General features: G+C 69.0%; 18 protein-coding genes. 17 read left to right on the forward strand and 1 reads right to left on the reverse strand.

What is annotated here, in order from left to right:
- Positions 1 to 59 precede the first annotated feature (59 nt).
- Positions 60 to 656: a hypothetical protein gene (locus CYFUS_RS13660; RefSeq protein ID WP_095985617.1), complete on the reverse strand. Its 597-nt coding sequence runs from the start codon at positions 654 to 656 to the stop codon at positions 60 to 62.
- A 257-nt stretch (positions 657 to 913) separates the two neighbouring features.
- Between CYFUS_RS13660 and CYFUS_RS13665 the strand changes: the two genes are divergently transcribed.
- The 17 genes from CYFUS_RS13665 to CYFUS_RS13745 all read left to right on the forward strand — a co-directional run bounded on the left by CYFUS_RS13665 (position 914) and on the right by CYFUS_RS13745 (position 14,127).
- Positions 914 to 1,192 carry a hypothetical protein gene (locus CYFUS_RS13665; RefSeq protein ID WP_002624763.1) on the forward strand — a complete coding sequence of 93 codons (279 nt, stop codon included), beginning with the start codon at positions 914 to 916 and terminating at the stop codon, positions 1,190 to 1,192.
- Positions 1,193 to 1,341: 149 nt separating this feature from the next.
- On the forward strand, positions 1,342 to 1,914 hold the full coding sequence (locus CYFUS_RS13670) for a hypothetical protein (RefSeq protein WP_095985618.1): 573 nt from the start codon (positions 1,342 to 1,344) through the stop codon (positions 1,912 to 1,914).
- Positions 1,915 to 1,991: 77 nt separating this feature from the next.
- Positions 1,992 to 2,429, forward strand: coding sequence for a tetratricopeptide repeat protein (locus tag CYFUS_RS13675; RefSeq protein ID WP_095985619.1), 438 nt, complete (start codon positions 1,992 to 1,994; stop codon positions 2,427 to 2,429).
- A gap of 25 nt (positions 2,430 to 2,454) precedes the next feature.
- Positions 2,455 to 2,877 (forward strand): hypothetical protein, encoded by a 423-nt coding sequence (locus tag CYFUS_RS13680; protein WP_095985620.1) that lies wholly within the window; start codon positions 2,455 to 2,457, stop codon positions 2,875 to 2,877.
- Between the two features lie 9 nt (positions 2,878 to 2,886).
- The gene (locus tag CYFUS_RS13685; RefSeq protein WP_095985621.1) at positions 2,887 to 3,681 is read left to right on the forward strand and encodes a sigma-70 family RNA polymerase sigma factor; all 795 of its coding nucleotides are present in this window, start codon (positions 2,887 to 2,889) and stop codon (positions 3,679 to 3,681) included.
- The gene (locus CYFUS_RS13690) at positions 3,599 to 4,132 is read left to right on the forward strand and encodes an ATP-dependent helicase HrpB (RefSeq protein WP_232537545.1); all 534 of its coding nucleotides are present in this window, start codon (positions 3,599 to 3,601) and stop codon (positions 4,130 to 4,132) included. The genes CYFUS_RS13685 and CYFUS_RS13690 overlap by 83 nt, the downstream gene beginning before the upstream one ends.
- A gap of 133 nt (positions 4,133 to 4,265) precedes the next feature.
- Positions 4,266 to 5,060, forward strand: coding sequence for a type III secretion protein (locus tag CYFUS_RS13695; protein ID WP_095985622.1), 795 nt, complete (start codon positions 4,266 to 4,268; stop codon positions 5,058 to 5,060).
- A 53-nt stretch (positions 5,061 to 5,113) separates the two neighbouring features.
- Positions 5,114 to 6,613 carry a hypothetical protein gene (locus tag CYFUS_RS13700; RefSeq protein ID WP_095985623.1) on the forward strand — a complete coding sequence of 500 codons (1,500 nt, stop codon included), beginning with the start codon at positions 5,114 to 5,116 and terminating at the stop codon, positions 6,611 to 6,613.
- Positions 6,614 to 6,637: 24 nt separating this feature from the next.
- Positions 6,638 to 7,309, forward strand: coding sequence for a FliH/SctL family protein (locus CYFUS_RS13705; protein WP_095985624.1), 672 nt, complete (start codon positions 6,638 to 6,640; stop codon positions 7,307 to 7,309).
- A gap of 3 nt (positions 7,310 to 7,312) precedes the next feature.
- Positions 7,313 to 8,626, forward strand: coding sequence for a type III secretion system ATPase SctN (gene sctN / locus CYFUS_RS13710; protein WP_071899493.1), 1,314 nt, complete (start codon positions 7,313 to 7,315; stop codon positions 8,624 to 8,626).
- 36 nt (positions 8,627 to 8,662) lie between these two features.
- Positions 8,663 to 9,154 (forward strand): flagellar assembly protein FliH, encoded by a 492-nt coding sequence (locus CYFUS_RS13715; protein ID WP_095985625.1) that lies wholly within the window; start codon positions 8,663 to 8,665, stop codon positions 9,152 to 9,154.
- A gap of 27 nt (positions 9,155 to 9,181) precedes the next feature.
- Complete coding sequence (locus tag CYFUS_RS13720; protein WP_095985626.1) at positions 9,182 to 10,108, forward strand: flagellar hook-length control protein FliK; 927 nt, start codon at positions 9,182 to 9,184, stop codon at positions 10,106 to 10,108.
- The gene (gene sctQ / locus CYFUS_RS13725; RefSeq protein ID WP_095985627.1) at positions 10,105 to 11,475 is read left to right on the forward strand and encodes a type III secretion system cytoplasmic ring protein SctQ; all 1,371 of its coding nucleotides are present in this window, start codon (positions 10,105 to 10,107) and stop codon (positions 11,473 to 11,475) included. Before CYFUS_RS13720 ends, sctQ begins: the two co-directional genes overlap by 4 nt.
- 88 nt (positions 11,476 to 11,563) lie before the next feature.
- A complete protein-coding gene (locus CYFUS_RS13730) occupies positions 11,564 to 12,205 on the forward strand; it encodes a flagellar biosynthetic protein FliO (protein WP_095985628.1) in 642 nt (213 codons plus the stop codon).
- 20 nt (positions 12,206 to 12,225) lie between these two features.
- Positions 12,226 to 13,041, forward strand: a complete 816-nt coding sequence (gene sctR, locus CYFUS_RS13735) for a type III secretion system export apparatus subunit SctR (RefSeq protein ID WP_095985629.1) — start codon at positions 12,226 to 12,228, stop codon at positions 13,039 to 13,041.
- Positions 13,042 to 13,048: 7 nt separating this feature from the next.
- Entirely contained in the window at positions 13,049 to 13,312 is a 264-nt protein-coding gene (fliQ, locus tag CYFUS_RS13740) for a flagellar biosynthesis protein FliQ (RefSeq protein ID WP_095985630.1), read from the forward strand.
- On the forward strand, positions 13,309 to 14,127 hold the full coding sequence (locus tag CYFUS_RS13745) for a flagellar biosynthetic protein FliR (protein ID WP_095985631.1): 819 nt from the start codon (positions 13,309 to 13,311) through the stop codon (positions 14,125 to 14,127). Before fliQ ends, CYFUS_RS13745 begins: the two co-directional genes overlap by 4 nt.
- The last annotated feature ends 4 nt before the right edge of the window (positions 14,128 to 14,131 follow it).

Raw genomic sequence — 14,131 nt, forward strand, 5'->3', positions numbered from 1 at the left:
GAACGCGAGACGCTCGCGGCGTCCGTGGGCACCGCGAGCGTCGTTCACGGGCGCTCCACTTAGTAGGTCTTGTCACCGGAGTGGTCGACGCCGCCGGTGTTGTCGAGGCCCGGGTTCATGCCCGGGTGGAGGTCCTGGTTGTCGGTCTGGTGATGGCCCGAGTTGTCCAGGCCCTGGTTGATGCCGGGGTCGACGTCGAGGCCGCTGCCGCCCATGCCGCTGTCGAGCGAGATGCTCTTGGCGACGTTGCTGTCCTTCTCCACGGTGAAGCTGGTGCGCACCTGCTGGCCTTCCTTGAGGTCCTTGATGCGCTTGACGGAGACGTCCTGGAACTGGGTCTGCTTGTTGACCTTCACGGCGATGACGCCGTTCTCGGTGCGCAGCTTCAGCTCGTCCCCGCTGCTCTTGATCACCGTGCCGGAGATCTGCTTCTCGCCGAGCATCTGGTTGGCGGAGGTGCCCGCCTGCTTCTGTCCCTGCTGTTGTTCGTGTTGCAGGTCCTGCTGGGCGCCCGCGCCACCGTAGGCGTCCTGTCCCATCGGCTGGCTGCTCTGGGTCTGCGTCTGCTGCTTGTGCTGCTTGTCTCCACCGGCGAGGGCCACCCCCGAGCCGAGCATCGCCACGGTCGCGAACAGACCCACGATCTTCTTCGTCATGACATCCCTCCTGGTTGATGGCGGTGGCCGTGCCCCCCATGGACGTGCCCGCCGCCACGAAAAGCTAGGTGCGCCTGGAGCCGAGGACAGGGTGCCCCGGGGCCTCGGACCTGCCCGAGCCCTGGGCGAGCGCTCCAACGCGGAGCGCCACGTCGCTCGGAGGGCAGGCGGCTTGAAGTGGAGGGGACTTTTCTCCTACCGTCGGGGCTTCGATCGCGCCGGCCTGGAGCTGGCCCCGACAGGAGTCCCCGTCCCGCATGCCTCCGCCTCCCAAGCAGTCGCCCGCGCCCGTCGCCGAGCCCCTGCCCACGCCGTCCTTTCCGGCCATCGAGGCCTTCATCGAGACCGCCTCCGCCGAGGAGGTGCGCTCGCTCTTCTCGCCGCTGAAGAACGAGCTGGCCAACCTCAAGGGCCCCAAGGCCGAGCACGCCAAGAAGGTCCAGGCGGCGATTTCCCGCACCGAGGAACTGCTGGCCGTGCTGCTGGACACCCGCGAGCAACTGGTGGCGGAGTCGCGCGCCAAGGGCCGGAAGTAACTCGATTTTCCAAGGAAATGACAGATGGGGGGAGCACCCCCACGCAACTGTACGGGCGGATCGGCGATAATCAGGGAAAGGGAGCGCCGGACCCGGTGTTCGAGCCTGGCTCCCAAGTCCTTGGTCGTTCCACCGCCTGGAGAGGAACCATGAAGATCGACAGCAACCTGAACATGCCGCGGATGTCCACCAACCTGACCACGGCGCGCGTGACGCCGGACACGAGCTTCGCCGCCCGCGTGCAGTCCGGTGTGGGCACGGCCGCCAACGCGGTGGCCGGTGGCGTGGGCGTGGTGGCCAACATGGTGCCCGGTGGCTCCGTGGTGTCCGCGGCGGTGTCCTCGCTCACCACCTTTGGCAACAGCAGCGGCTCGGGCTCGGCGCCCTACTACGGCGCGGCGCTCGGCTCGGGGGCCACCTCCCTGAACACCACGGTGGGCGCCGGGGGCGGCGTGGCGGCCGGTGGTGGCGGCCTGGCCGGCATTGGCAACCCCGTGGCCAACATCAGCATCGGCGCGGGCAACCAGGTGTCCGTGCCCACCGGCGGCAGTGGCGTGGGCACCGAGTTCAACGGCGAGATGGCCAGCATGTTCACCGAGCAGAAGAAGCTGCTGGGCATGCAGGTGGCCATGCAGCGTGAGAATCAGGTGTTCAGCACCATTTCCAACGTGCTCAAGACGCGGCACGATTCGGCCAAGAACTCCATCGGCAACATCAAGTAGTTCGCGGCCGCTCTCGGCCGCGGGGTTCCAGTGCCCGGGAGATCTCCTTCCGGGCCAGGAAAGGACGCACACGTCACATGGCGGAGACTTCGGAGATCTCGGGCAGCCTCATTCCGCTCGCCAGGCGCGAGGCGATGATCCTCCTCGAGGCGGGCTATCTCTGGCTCGACATGGGCCAGTTCGACAAGGCGCGTGAGGTCTTCGCCGGCGCGGTGGTGTTGATGCCCCGCAGCGAGGTGCCCCAGCTGGCCATGGGCTCGCTGGAGTTCGCCCAGGGACGGCATGACAAGGCCCTCCAGGCCTATCGTGCCGCCCAGCGGCTCGCCCCCCAGTCGGCGCTTCCCCGCGCCCACGTGGGCGAGGCCCTGTTGTTCATGGGCAAGGTGCCGGAGGCCGTGAAGGAGTTGAAGGCCGCCATGGAGTTGGAACCCGAGGGAGACGGGGCCCGTCTGGCCCAGAGCCTCCTCGATGCCAAGGAAGCGGGGGCCCTGCCGCCGCCCTCGGCCAGGCGCTAGTCTGCGCGGATAGGAGGAGATGCCGATGTCGGTCGGTGGAGTCGGACGCGGGGGCAGTCGAGGACGAACCGGGAGCACCGGGAGTACCGGGAGCGCCAAGGGCGCCGTGGGCAAGGCCGCCGCGGGCAAGGCCGGAGGGGCTTCCTTCGGCGGTCAGGTGGACCGCACCGCGGGGCTCGTGGGCCCCTCGGGCATGGTGGGCTCCAGCAACGTGCAGGCTCCCATGGCCCTGGATCCGCTCAGCGCCCAGGCACTCGCCATCTCCAAGCAGCTCAAGAACGGGAACTTCAAGAGCAAGGAGGAGGCGACGCGCAAGCTCGTCGCCGAGGTGCTCAAGGAGAAGCTCAACATGAAGTCATCGGCCCTGACGACCAAGATCGCGGATGCCCTGCAGGATGACCCCCGTCTGAATCAGGCCCTCGAGCGGTTGTGGTCGAAGGCCGAGTGAGCCGCGCGCTTGGGTCTCGGTGAAGACAAGAAGGTCCTGCTGGAGAAGTACGGCCCCTACGTCCGGTCGTTGGCTTCGACCGTGCGCAAGCAGTTCTCCGCCCAGCTCGAACTGGATGAGCTCCTCGCTTATGGGCAGATCGGTCTGCTCGAGGCGGCGGACCGCTTTGACCCCAAGATGGGGGCCAACTTCCTTACATTCGCCCACTACCGCATCAAGGGGGCCATCTACGATGGCCTCCGGAAGATGGGAGTGCTCAAGGGTGGTGACGCGCGCGGCGCCTACATGGGCGAGCGCGCCACGGCCTATTTGGGAAATCTTTCGGATCGCGAGCAGGGAGGAGGCAACCGCGGGGGGTCCATTGACGATGATGTCATGGAGATTTCCAACGCGGTGGCGGGGCTGGCGATGGTGTTCGCCACCAGCCTCGAGGGCTCCGATGCCCTGGGCTTCACGGACGAGTCCCTGCCGGTGGACCAGCGGCTGGAGCTGGAGCAGCAGCGGGTGAGGGTGAGGGCGGCCATCGAGAAGTTGCCGGAGAAGGAGCGCCGGCTGCTTCAGGGCTACTACTTCCAGGGCAAGACGCTGGAAGAGGCGGGCGCGGAGATCGGGCAGTCGAAGAGCTGGGCGTCGCGGCTGCATGCGCGGGCCATCGAGCGGCTCAAGGAACTTTTGAACGAGGAGGAACCTTCCTCCCCCGAGGATTCAAGGAGGCAGTCACATGGCGGGTCCAATGGCCGGCGTGTCGGCGGCGCAGATCGCCCAGCAGAAGTCCCAAGACCAGGGCGCGCAACAGGTCAATAAGCAGGGCGCCTCGAAGTTCGACGCGGCCCTGGCCAACAAGACGCAAGGCGCCGAGCAGGTGCAGGGCGTGCAGGCCGCCCAGTCCACCCAGCGCGCCGACCAGGTGCGTCAGGCGGAGGCCATCGACAAGACGAACAAGGCGGCCTTCAACAAGGCCAACCCCGCTGGCCAGGAGCCCGCCACCGCCAAGGGCGCCCAGGCCGTGGACGCCAAGCCCGAGGCGAGCAAGGCCGGCGCGATGATCTCCCACGTGGTGGGCGAGCTGGAGCGCGGCCAGGTCAACATGGAGAAGCTCATCCAGGCGGGTGCGTCCGGGAAGACCTTCTCCAACGCGGAGCTGCTGTCGCTCCAGGCCGGCATGTACAAGTACACGCAGGAGCTGGATCTGACGAGCAAGGTGGTCGAGAAGGCCACGAGCGGTCTGAAGGACACGCTCAAGACCCAGGTCTAGCAGCCAACCGGACTGGCGGTTGCTGTCTTTCGAGGGCGTCTCCTCTAGCGAGGGGGCGCCCTCGGGCGTTGCGGGTCTTTCCAGAGCAGCTCTTGTTGGAAGCACGCCGCCCCATCTAAGCTACGCGCCGCCCATGACGCTCCGACCGTACGCGCTCGCGGCCCTCCTCGTTCTCGCGCTGGGGACTGGCTGCACCATCGATCTGCAACACGAACTGACCGAACAGGATGCCAACGAGATCTACGTCCTGCTCAGCAAGAACGGCATCGCCGCCACCAAGCTGAAGGAAGAAGGCGGCAACGAGCTGCGCTTCCGGATCCAGGTGCCCAAGGCGGACGCGGCCCAGGCGGCCGAGCTGTTGCGCGCGTACTCGCTGCCTCGCCCGATGGAGGCGGGGCTCAACCACTTCGCCAAGGGCGGCATGGTGCCCACCGCCACCGAGGAGCGCGCCATGATGCTCAAGTCGCTCGGCGGCGAGGTCTCCAACGCCCTCAATCAGATCGACGGCGTGCTGGAGGCCCGGGTCATCGTGATGATTCCGGAGAACAACGATCTCACCCAGCCGGAGAACAAGCCGCTGCCCTCGGCGTCGGTGTTCATCAAGTACCGGCCGGGGCCCAAGAACGAGCCGCCCATCAAGCGCGAGGACATCCAGCAGTTCGTCTCCACGTCGGTGCCGGAGCTCAAGCCCACGGCGGTGACGGTGCTGCTCACGCCGGCCATTCCTCCCGACGCGGAGGTGGGCCCGGAGAGCCGGCTGCAGGACGTGATGGGCATGCGCATGACGGCCTCCAGCTTGAGCCAGTTCCGGATGATGGCGGCGGTGGCCGTGCTGCTCATCCTGGCCTCCATCGGTCTGGCGGCCTGGCCGCTCATCCGCGGAAGCGGGGGCGCCGCGGCGGCACGGGCCCGCGCGAAGCGGGATTGATGCGAGCCCCCCGCGTGGTTCGTCTGCGACGTCTCTCTCGAGTGGGGTGACCGTTGGACCAGTTCTTCACCTCGCTGAGCAAGCGACAGCTCATGATGCTCCTGACCGCCATCACCTTCGGGGGTCAGGAGGGCGTCGCCGCGCTCGAGCACCTGCCCGAGGACGAGGCGGAGCTGCTGGTGCATCGCGCCCAGGGCATCCTCCAGATTCCGCGCGAGAAGCGCATTCCGCTGCTGGTCCAGGAGATCAAGCGGCTGGTGAAGGATCGGCGCGGGCAGATGTGGAGCGCGGATCCCGAGCGGCTGGCGGCGCTGCTCAAGCGCGAGCGCGGCGCGCTGGTGGAGGTGATGCTGCGCGCGCTGCCCGGGCCGCTCGCCGAGGCGGTGCGCTCGTACCTGCCCAACACGCGCCGGGTGAAGCTCACGCGCGAGGTGCGGCCTCAAATCCTCGACATCGTGCGCTGGAAGCTGGAGGAGCGGCTCGCCCGCGATGCCTCGGCGCACGTGCCCTTCAAGTTCACCGACGTGCTGATGCTCCAGGCGCGTGAGCTGCTCTCGGTGTGTGATCGCCTCGGCGCGCGCGTGCTGGGCCCGGCCCTGGCGGGGGTCCCGGAGGCGGAGCGGGAGGCGGCCTTCGCGCAGCTCCCGCCCCACCTGCGCCAGCTCGCGGTGCGCGCCGTGACGGCCAATGCCCCCCGCCGGCTCCCCGAGGAGGAGGCCCTCGCGCAGCTCTCGCAGTACGGCGGCATGGAGAACCTGACCGCGGCCATCCGGGGCGCCGGGGTGCACCGGCTGGCGCGCGCGAGCGTGGCCCAGTCCGCCGAGTTCGCCGCCCGCCTGGTGGAGAAGCACCGCGGGGAGTTCGGGCAGATCCTCGCGAAGTGGGTGCGCGAGGAGCGCGCCAAGCCGACGAGCCGCGGGGATGGAGGCCGCACCGACATCGTCACCGACCTCGAGCGGCTCGCGGCCCGGGGGCTCATCGATCGGCCCGTCCGGCTGAGCCCGCCCCGTCCGCCGGCCCTCGGTCCCCCGCCCGCGATGAAGGGGGCTCCGGCGCCGCGCCGGGCTTCCGTGTCCGTGCCCGCGCCCGCGCTCACGTCCGGGGGCCAGCGCCGGGATCCCATCGCCGAGCGCGAGGCGCGCCGGGCGGGTGCCGCCAGCCTCAGCTACGTGGACCGGCAGAAGGCGCTCGTTTCCCCCGAGCCCGCGCGCGTGAGCCGGGGCGCGCCCCTGCCCCGGGGCACCCGGGACGGAGTGCAGAGGGCCGTGGATCCGGGTGGGGCCACGCTGCCGCCCCGTCGCTCCCGGGTCAACGAACAGCCGGCCGTCTCCGTCTCGGACGCGGAGGGCTCGCGCATCTTCCGCTCCCCGCTGGCGCGTACGCAGAGCCGGGGTCTCGTGCAGCCCCCCGCGCCCCGGGACGCCGCCGAGCGTCCTCCCCGGGTGGTGGGCACCAATCCGGGCGTTCGGCGCGAGGACACCCAGTCCGGGAGGGGCGAGCGACCTCGGCAGGGGGGCGCGAGTGGGCGTGGACCTCGGGGCGGAACGCGCTAGCATCCCCGCGACAAGGAGCTTTCCATGGCAGTTGGCAAGGTGATCAAGGGCGATTCGGGGTCGGAGCCATTGCCCGGTGGGGATCGGCCCTCGCTGCGTGCGCCGCGTCCCGGCGTGATGAACGCCGAGGTCTTCGAGGCCCGGCAGTCAGCCCAGGCCATCCTCGAGGAGGCGCAGCGGGAGAAGGAGCGCATCCTCGCGGAGGCCCAGCGCGAGCGCGAGGACGTGCTCGCCAAGGCGCGCGAGCAGGGCCGCCAGGAGGGCCTGTCCCAGGTCACCGAGCTGATGGTGCGCGCGAAGATGCATGCCGGGGAGCTGCTCGTCCAGCAGGAGCGGGACGTCGTGGCGCTGGCGTGCAAGATCGCCGAGAAGATCATCGGCCGGGACGTGGACAGGGATCCCTCGTTGCTGGCGGACATCTGCGCCAAGGCCATCGAGGAGCTGCGCAACGCGCGGGCGGTGGTGCTCCGGGTGAACCCCAAGTCGGCGGCGGTGCTGCGCGCGCGCAAGGCGGAGCTGATGGAGCTCATCGGCCGGGCGGTGGACGTGGCCATCCGCGAGGATCCGGACGTGGCGCCCGTGGGCTGCATCGTGCAGACGGAGTTCGGCACGGTGGACGCGCAGCTGCCCACCCAGTTCGAGATGCTCCAGAACGTGCTGTTTCCCGATCAGGGCAAGAAGGAAGGGCCCGCGTAAGCCATGGCCATCGATCTCTCGCATTACTTCTCCCTCATCAAGGAAACGCCGCTGTACCGGGTGCGCGGCCGCGTCACCGAGCTGACGGGCCTGGTCGTCAAGGCGAGCGTGCCCGGCGTGCGCGTGGGCGAGGTGGTCGTCATCAAGGGTCACGGGGGCCGCGCCTCGGTGAAGGCCGAGGTGGTGGGCTTCCAGGGCGACGAGGTGATGCTCATGCCGCTCGGCGAGCTGCAGGGCATCGGCCCCTCCAGTGAGGTCATCCCCACGGGCCGGCCGCTGACCATCAAGTGCGGCTACGAGCTGCTCGGCCGCGTGCTCAACGGCATTGGCGAGCCCATGGATGGCACGCCCCTGCCACAAGGCATGGCGGACTGGTCGGTGGACCGGGACTGTCCGGACCCCTTCACGCGCCAGCGCATCGAGCGGCCCCTGCCCCTGGGCGTGCGCTGCATCGACGGGCTGCTCACGGTGGGCGAGGGCCAGCGCGTGGGGCTCTTCGCCGGCTCGGGCGTGGGCAAGTCCACGCTCATGGGACAGATCGCGCGCAACACCAAGGCGGACCTGTGCGTGGTGGCGCTCATCGGCGAGCGTGGCCGCGAGGTGCGTGAGTTCATCGAGGACGCCATGGGCGAGGAGGGCATGAAGCGCTCCGTGCTGGTGTGCGCCACCTCGGACCAGCCCAGCCTCGTGCGTCTGCGCGCCGCCTACGTGGCCACGGCCATCGCCGAGTTCTTCCGCGAGCGCGGTGGCAACGTGCTCTTCATGCTCGACACGGTGACGCGTCTGGCGCGTGCCCAGCGTGAAATTGGCCTCGCCATCGGCGAGCCCCCGGCGCGCCAGGGCTATCCGCCGAGCGTCTTCTCCATGCTGCCGCGCATCCTCGAGCGCACGGGCAACTCCGAGAAGGGCAAGTGCACCGCCATCTACACGTGCCTCGTGGCCGGCGGTGACATGGAAGACCCCATCGCCGACGAGGTCCGCGGTATTCTCGACGGCCACTACATCCTCAACCGTGCCCTGGGCGAGCGCAACCAGTGGCCCGCCATGGACGTGCTCGTCAGCCTCTCGCGTGTGATGAGCGGCATCGTCTCCAAGGATCACAAGAAGGCGGCGGGCAAGCTGCGCGAGACGCTCTCCACCTACGAGAAGCAGCGCGACCTCATCCTCCTGGGCGCCTACCAGTACGGCACGGATCCGCGCACCGACTACGCCATCGACAAGTACGACGCGATCATCGACTTCCTCAAACAGGACACCCACTCCAACAGTCCCTTCGAGGTGACGGTGCAGCAGCTCATCGAGCTCTTCGCGGAGTAACGCGCGCGTGCCGTTTGGCGGTAGGATGTGGGCACCATGCCCCCCTATCGATTGCAGACCTTGATCGAGATGCGCGAGCGCGCGAAGGAGGAGGCCGAGCAGGCCTTCTCCGCCGCCGTCAAGGCCCTGGCGAAGGAGAAGGAAGAGCTCCAGCGTCTCGAGGAGGAACTCGTGACGCGCAAGGCCATGCGCAAGCAGAAGGTACAGGAGCACCTCCAGCAGGTGATGGCCAAGGGCGTCACCGGCATTGGCGGCTTCAACCAGATGAACCGCTACGAGGAGCGTCTCAAGGACGAGGAGGCGCAGCTCGCCCTGGAAGTCGAGCGTCAGAAGGACGCCGTCATCACCGCCGAGAAGCTCGTGGAGCAGCGGCGCCGGGAGATGGCCGAGGCGGCCAAGGAGCTCAAGGCCATCGAGAAGCACAAGGAGAACTGGAAGAAGCAACTCAAGGAAGAGCGCGACAAGAAGGAGGAAATGAACCAGGAGGAGATCGGGAACACCTTGTTCATGATGCGCCAGCGAAAGTAGACTCGGACCCCCCCAGGTGGTGAAGCGATGAGCCGAGTCGAAGACGATCGTCAGGCGGAGAGAGCCGCTGAGCTGCGGGCCCAGGAGAAACGACTCCAGGAGGCGAAGGCCAAGCAGCGTCAGGAAGGCGCCTCCGCGTTCTCCAAGCTCGTGGGGCAGCAGAAGGACGCCCAGAGCGCTCAGCAGCAGAAGGCCACCCAGACGCCTCCCCAGTCCCTGGGCAAGTCCGTCCTCGCCCGCCTCCAGGAGGGCAAGGGCGGTGACGTGCGTGGCCTGCAGCGCCAGACGGGCAAGGCCGAGACGGATGCCGTCGCCGAGGGGCGTCAGAAGGATCTGTCCCAGGGGGAACTCGAGACCCAGGCCCGGCAGGGCGATCAGGGCGTGCTGCACTCGCGCGTCGAGTCACGTTCGGCGGACACCCGCGCGGCCGACGAGCTCCTGCGCAAGCGCGGCGAGGAGTCCGAGCAGAGCAACGAGACCGCGGCCGCGGGGGCCCAGACCAGCCGGAGCAAGGGCGCGCTCAAGACGGACGCGGACGGTGGTGGCAAGGGTGGGGGCGAGGACGGCAAGGACAAGAAGGACGGGGAGCTGGCGGCGGGCTTCCGCTTCAACCCGGCGTTGATGGCGCCCGTGCCCGTGGCCCAACCCAAGCCCAACACGGGCTCGGAGCGGCTGCGCGCCATCGCCAATGAGATCGCCCAGAAGATCGTCGAGCGGGTGCGCGTGGGCACCAACGCCGCGGGCAACGCGGAGTTCCAGATCGAGCTGCGCGGCGACGTGCTCAGTGGCCTGTCCATCAAGCTCAGCGCGAAGAACGGGAAGATCCACGCCGTCTTCAGCGGCAAGGACCGCGACGTGCTCAAGATGCTCGAGGGGCAGCGTGAGGGACTCAAGAGCGCCCTGGCGAGCCGGGGCCTCACGCTCGAGGACATGAGGGTCGAGGCGAAGACATGAGCCTCGATACGGATGACGGGCCGGGTGAGGAGCGCACGATGGTGGTCGATGCGCGCAAGCTCAAGCCCCGCTCATCGAAACCCTGGAAGCCCCACGTCTTCCCCCGTCTGGAGAAGGTCTCCCTCACGGAAACCCGGCTGCTCGAGCGGCTCACGTGGCTCAAGCCCAGGGCGGAGGCCGTCGAGGCGCTGGGCGAGCGGTTCAAGGCCATCTTCGACACCCAGATCGGCTTCGGCCTGGAGTCGTCGCGGGTGCTCGCCTCGGGCGAGCTGCGCCGGGTGCTCGCCGAGCCCACCTTCCTGTGCTTCCTGGTGCCCGGAGGGCATCGCGGACGCGCGGTGCTGGAGGTCGAGCTGTCGCTGGCGCACGCGGCGGTGGATCTGCTCCTGGGCGGCGCCGGCGAGACCGTGGGCCTGCGGCCCCTGACGGACATCGAGGAGGGCGTGGCGAGCTTCGTCGTGCTCGAGGCGATCCGCGCCCTGATGCCGGGGACGGATCCCCAGCAGGGCCGGCTGCGGCTGGAGGGCACGGCGCGCGGGGTGGACGAGGCGGTGTCGCGGCTGAGCGAGGAGGCCCAGGTGGCGGTGCTCCAGATGCGCGCCCGGCTCGGCACCCAGGAGGGCATGGTGCGCCTGTTCCTGCCCGCCAGCGTGTTGGAGAGCCTGACGCCGGAGCCCGCGCCCGAGCAGCGACGCTCGCTGCTGCGCATGGACATGGAGGCCCACTTGAGCCGCCTGTCCTCGGTGCGCACCTGGCTGCGCGCGGAGATCGGCCTGGCGGAGATCAGCCACCACGACCTGGCGAGTCTCCGGGTGAAGGACGTGGTGCTGGTGGACGAGTTCTCGGCCCGGCCGGACCAGGGCGCGGAGGGCACGGCGCGGCTGTTCCTGGGCCTCGGCCGCCGGGGCTTCCTGGCCTCGGAGGTCTTCGTCGAGGACGGCCTGTACCAGGCGCGTGTCACCGAGGTGGTGCTCACCGAGCCGTCTCACCTCGAGCGGCGGGGCCCCTCCGACTCGGACGAGGCCGCGGCGGAGGCGCTGAGCGGTTCGGATGAGGCCAACGGGGAGGGGGAGGAGTACACCAACCCCGAGTCGGAAAACCCCACGGCGGAGAGTGGAGAGATGGAAGACCAGATGGATGCAGGCGACCTGCTGGGTGACATCCCGTTGCAGATTTGCGTGGAGCTCGCCCGGGTGCCGGTGACGGCCGAGCAGGTGGTCTCGCTGCGGGCGGGCCAGGTCGTCGAGCTGCACCGCGCGCCGGGCGAGCCCGTGGACCTGTCGGTGAATGGCAAGGTGGTGGCGCGGGGTGAACTGGTGGAGATCGAGGGCCAGCTGGGTGTGCGCATCCTCTCGCTCGCCGGCTGAGGCCCCGCTCCCAGGCAGGCAGGCGAGGGGGAAGGGCAGGGGGGCCCGTGGCGGTCTCCCGTGCAATGAACTAGCCTCGCGGCCCACCATGGCCGTCTCACCCGTTTTCTCCGCGCGTCATGTCCTGGCGCTCTGCGCCTGCCTCTGGCTGGCACCGCCGGCCCGGGCCGAGGAGCCCGCCGCCGTGCCCGCCGCCGCCGAGTTCGCGCCCCCTCCGTCTGGCGCGTCCGCTCCCGCGAGCGCCACGGAGGGCGCCACGCCGCCGGCTCCGGTCGAGCTGCCACCCGAAGCCGATCTGACGTCCGGCGCGGAGGCGCCCACCGAGAGCCTCGGGTGGATGCTCATGCGCACGCTGGTGGTGTTCGGCGGGGTGATGGCCCTCATCTACCTCACGCTCAACGTGGGCCTGCGCAAGCTGATGGGCCTGCAGGGTGTGCCCGTGGGGCAGCAATCGGTGGTGTCGGTGGTGGAGCGCGTGCCGTTGGATCAGCGCCGCACCCTCTTCGTGGTGAAGGCCGCGGGCGAGTACCTGCTGGTGGGCGGTGGCGAGAATGGTCTGCAGCTGATCTCGAAGCTCGACACCGGGGCGGTGGAGCGCATCCGCACCGCGCCGCCTCCGTCCAACGTGATGCCGCTGTCCCCCTTCCTCAAGAAGCTCATCGCCCGTCGCGACGCCACTCCGCCGGGTTCCACCCCTCCCAGCGTCCCCCGTCCGCCGGACGCCGCCTGAAGAGCCGACCCGTGAGAGTCATGCCCAGCGTTCGCCTCCCCGTCCCGCGTCTCAAGCCCTGGCTGTTCGCCCTGGTCTTCGCGTTGGAGCCCGTCCTCGCCTTCGCCGCCAGGCGCGGCGGCTCGGGCCCGGACTCCGCCGTGGCCGTCGAGTCGGTCAGCCCCGAGTCCTTCGCCTCGCGGCCGCTCGTGCTCATGCTGGCGCTGGCCGCGCTGTCGCTCGTCCCCTTCGTGTTGATGATGGTGACGAGCTTCGTGAAGATCTCCGTGGTGCTGTCCATCGTGCGCCAGGCGCTGGGCACCCAGCAGATTCCGCCCACCCAGGTCATCACCGGCCTGGCCATCATCCTCACCATCTACATCATGGCGCCGGTGGGGCAGGCCATGTACCGGGCCGCCGAGGTGGACATCATGGCCAAGGGGCCCAGCCTCCTGTCCTCGGAGTCGGTGGGCACCCTGCTGGAGGCGGCCAACAAGGCCAAGGAGCCCCTGCGCGCCTTCCTCAACAAGAAGATCACCGCCAAGGATCGCTCGCTCTTCTTCAACCTGGCCCGGCTGCGCGCCACCGAGGAGGACCGCAAGGCCCTCACCGAGCGGGACTTCATGATCATCATCCCCGCCTTCGTGGTGTCCGAGCTCAAGCAGGCCTTCCAGATCGGCTTCCTGCTCTTCGTGCCCTTCCTCGCGGTGGACATGGTGGTGGCCAACATCCTCCAGGCGCTGGGCATGAACCAGTTGTCGCCCACCACCGTCTCCATGCCCTTCAAGCTGCTCCTCTTCGTGGTCGTCGACGGCTGGTACCTCATCGCCAAGGGCCTCGTCGTCGGCTACCTGTGAGACGCCCATGAATCAGCTCACGAGCATCGTCCAGCAGGGCCTCACCCTGGTCATCATGGTGTCGCTGCCCCCGGTGTTGATGGCCCTGATGGTGGGTCTCGTCATCGCCGTCTTCCAGGCCACCACGCAGATCCAGGAGCAGACGCTCTCGTTCGCGCCCAAGCTCATCACCGTGTTCCTGCTGCTCGCGCTGATGGGCCCGTGGATGGGCAGCCAGTTCGCTCGCTTCACCATCCTCATCTTCGAGCAGTTCCCCGTGCTCATCCGATGAACGTCTCCGAAGTCATCGCCCGGCTGACCGAGCAGGCCAACTTCTCGCTCGCCATCTTCACGATGGGCCTGCTCATGTGCCGGATCATGCCGGTGCTGGTGCTCTCGCCGTTGCTCGGCGAGGAGCAGGTGCCTCCGGAGATCAAGATGGGCGTGGGCATCACGCTCTCCGCGGTGATGTTCCCCCTGGTGAGCCACCGCATCGGGGCGCTGCCCACCAGCTCGCTGCCCTACATCGCGCTGCTGCTCAAGGAGATCTTCATCGGGGTGTCGCTCGCGCTCATCGTCAGCAAGGTGTTCGAGGCGGCGCGCGTGGCGGGCAACCTCGCCGACTCCATGGCGGGCACCAACAGCGCGCAGCTCCAGGCGCCGCTGGTCAACGACAAGGTGACGCTGCTGGCCAACCTCAAGGGGCAGCTGTCGGTGGTGATGTTCTTCACCCTCAATGGCCACCACGTGATCATCCAGGCCATCGCCGAGAGCCTCGACATCGTCCCGTTGGACCGGTTTCCGCGCTTCAGCTCGGGCTCGTGGCCCTTCTTCGAGCTGTTCATCCGCTCCTTCGCGGACATCCTCACCATCGCCATGGCGCTGGCCGCGCCCACCCTGCTCACGGCCTTCGTGACGGACGTGGCGCTGGGCGCCATCAACCGCATGGCGTCCCAGGTGCAGGTGTCCTTCCTCGCCCAGTCCCTCAAGCCCCTGGCCACGGTCGTCGTCACCTCCATCGCCTTGAGCCTCATCATGGGCCGCATGCAGCAGGAGTTCGTCCACATGCTGGCCCTGCTTCGCGACGCGCTGCGCCTGCTCGGTTGAGCCG

Source organism: Cystobacter fuscus, assembly GCF_002305875.1.
Lineage (GTDB): Bacteria > Myxococcota > Myxococcia > Myxococcales > Myxococcaceae > Cystobacter > Cystobacter fuscus_A.

Bases quoted from the DNA above. Each gene is read 5' to 3' on its own strand.
- CYFUS_RS13670 (WP_095985618.1), top strand. From the start codon at position 1,342: ATGAAGATCGACAGCAACCTGAACATGCCGCGGATGTCCACCAACCTG.
- CYFUS_RS13665 (WP_002624763.1), top strand. From the start codon at position 914: ATGCCTCCGCCTCCCAAGCAGTCGCCCGCGCCCGTCGCCGAGCCCCTG.
- CYFUS_RS13715 (WP_095985625.1), top strand. From the start codon at position 8,663: ATGCCCCCCTATCGATTGCAGACCTTGATCGAGATGCGCGAGCGCGCG.
- sctN (WP_071899493.1), top strand. From the start codon at position 7,313: ATGGCCATCGATCTCTCGCATTACTTCTCCCTCATCAAGGAAACGCCG.
- fliQ (WP_095985630.1), top strand. From the start codon at position 13,049: ATGAATCAGCTCACGAGCATCGTCCAGCAGGGCCTCACCCTGGTCATC.
- CYFUS_RS13660 (WP_095985617.1), bottom strand. From the start codon at position 656: ATGACGAAGAAGATCGTGGGTCTGTTCGCGACCGTGGCGATGCTCGGC.
- CYFUS_RS13720 (WP_095985626.1), top strand. From the start codon at position 9,182: ATGAGCCGAGTCGAAGACGATCGTCAGGCGGAGAGAGCCGCTGAGCTG.
- CYFUS_RS13745 (WP_095985631.1), top strand. From the start codon at position 13,309: ATGAACGTCTCCGAAGTCATCGCCCGGCTGACCGAGCAGGCCAACTTC.
- CYFUS_RS13680 (WP_095985620.1), top strand. From the start codon at position 2,455: ATGTCGGTCGGTGGAGTCGGACGCGGGGGCAGTCGAGGACGAACCGGG.
- sctQ (WP_095985627.1), top strand. From the start codon at position 10,105: ATGAGCCTCGATACGGATGACGGGCCGGGTGAGGAGCGCACGATGGTG.
- CYFUS_RS13690 (WP_232537545.1), top strand. From the start codon at position 3,599: ATGGCGGGTCCAATGGCCGGCGTGTCGGCGGCGCAGATCGCCCAGCAG.
- CYFUS_RS13695 (WP_095985622.1), top strand. From the start codon at position 4,266: ATGACGCTCCGACCGTACGCGCTCGCGGCCCTCCTCGTTCTCGCGCTG.
- sctR (WP_095985629.1), top strand. From the start codon at position 12,226: ATGCCCAGCGTTCGCCTCCCCGTCCCGCGTCTCAAGCCCTGGCTGTTC.
- CYFUS_RS13730 (WP_095985628.1), top strand. From the start codon at position 11,564: ATGGCCGTCTCACCCGTTTTCTCCGCGCGTCATGTCCTGGCGCTCTGC.
- CYFUS_RS13705 (WP_095985624.1), top strand. From the start codon at position 6,638: ATGGCAGTTGGCAAGGTGATCAAGGGCGATTCGGGGTCGGAGCCATTG.
- CYFUS_RS13675 (WP_095985619.1), top strand. From the start codon at position 1,992: ATGGCGGAGACTTCGGAGATCTCGGGCAGCCTCATTCCGCTCGCCAGG.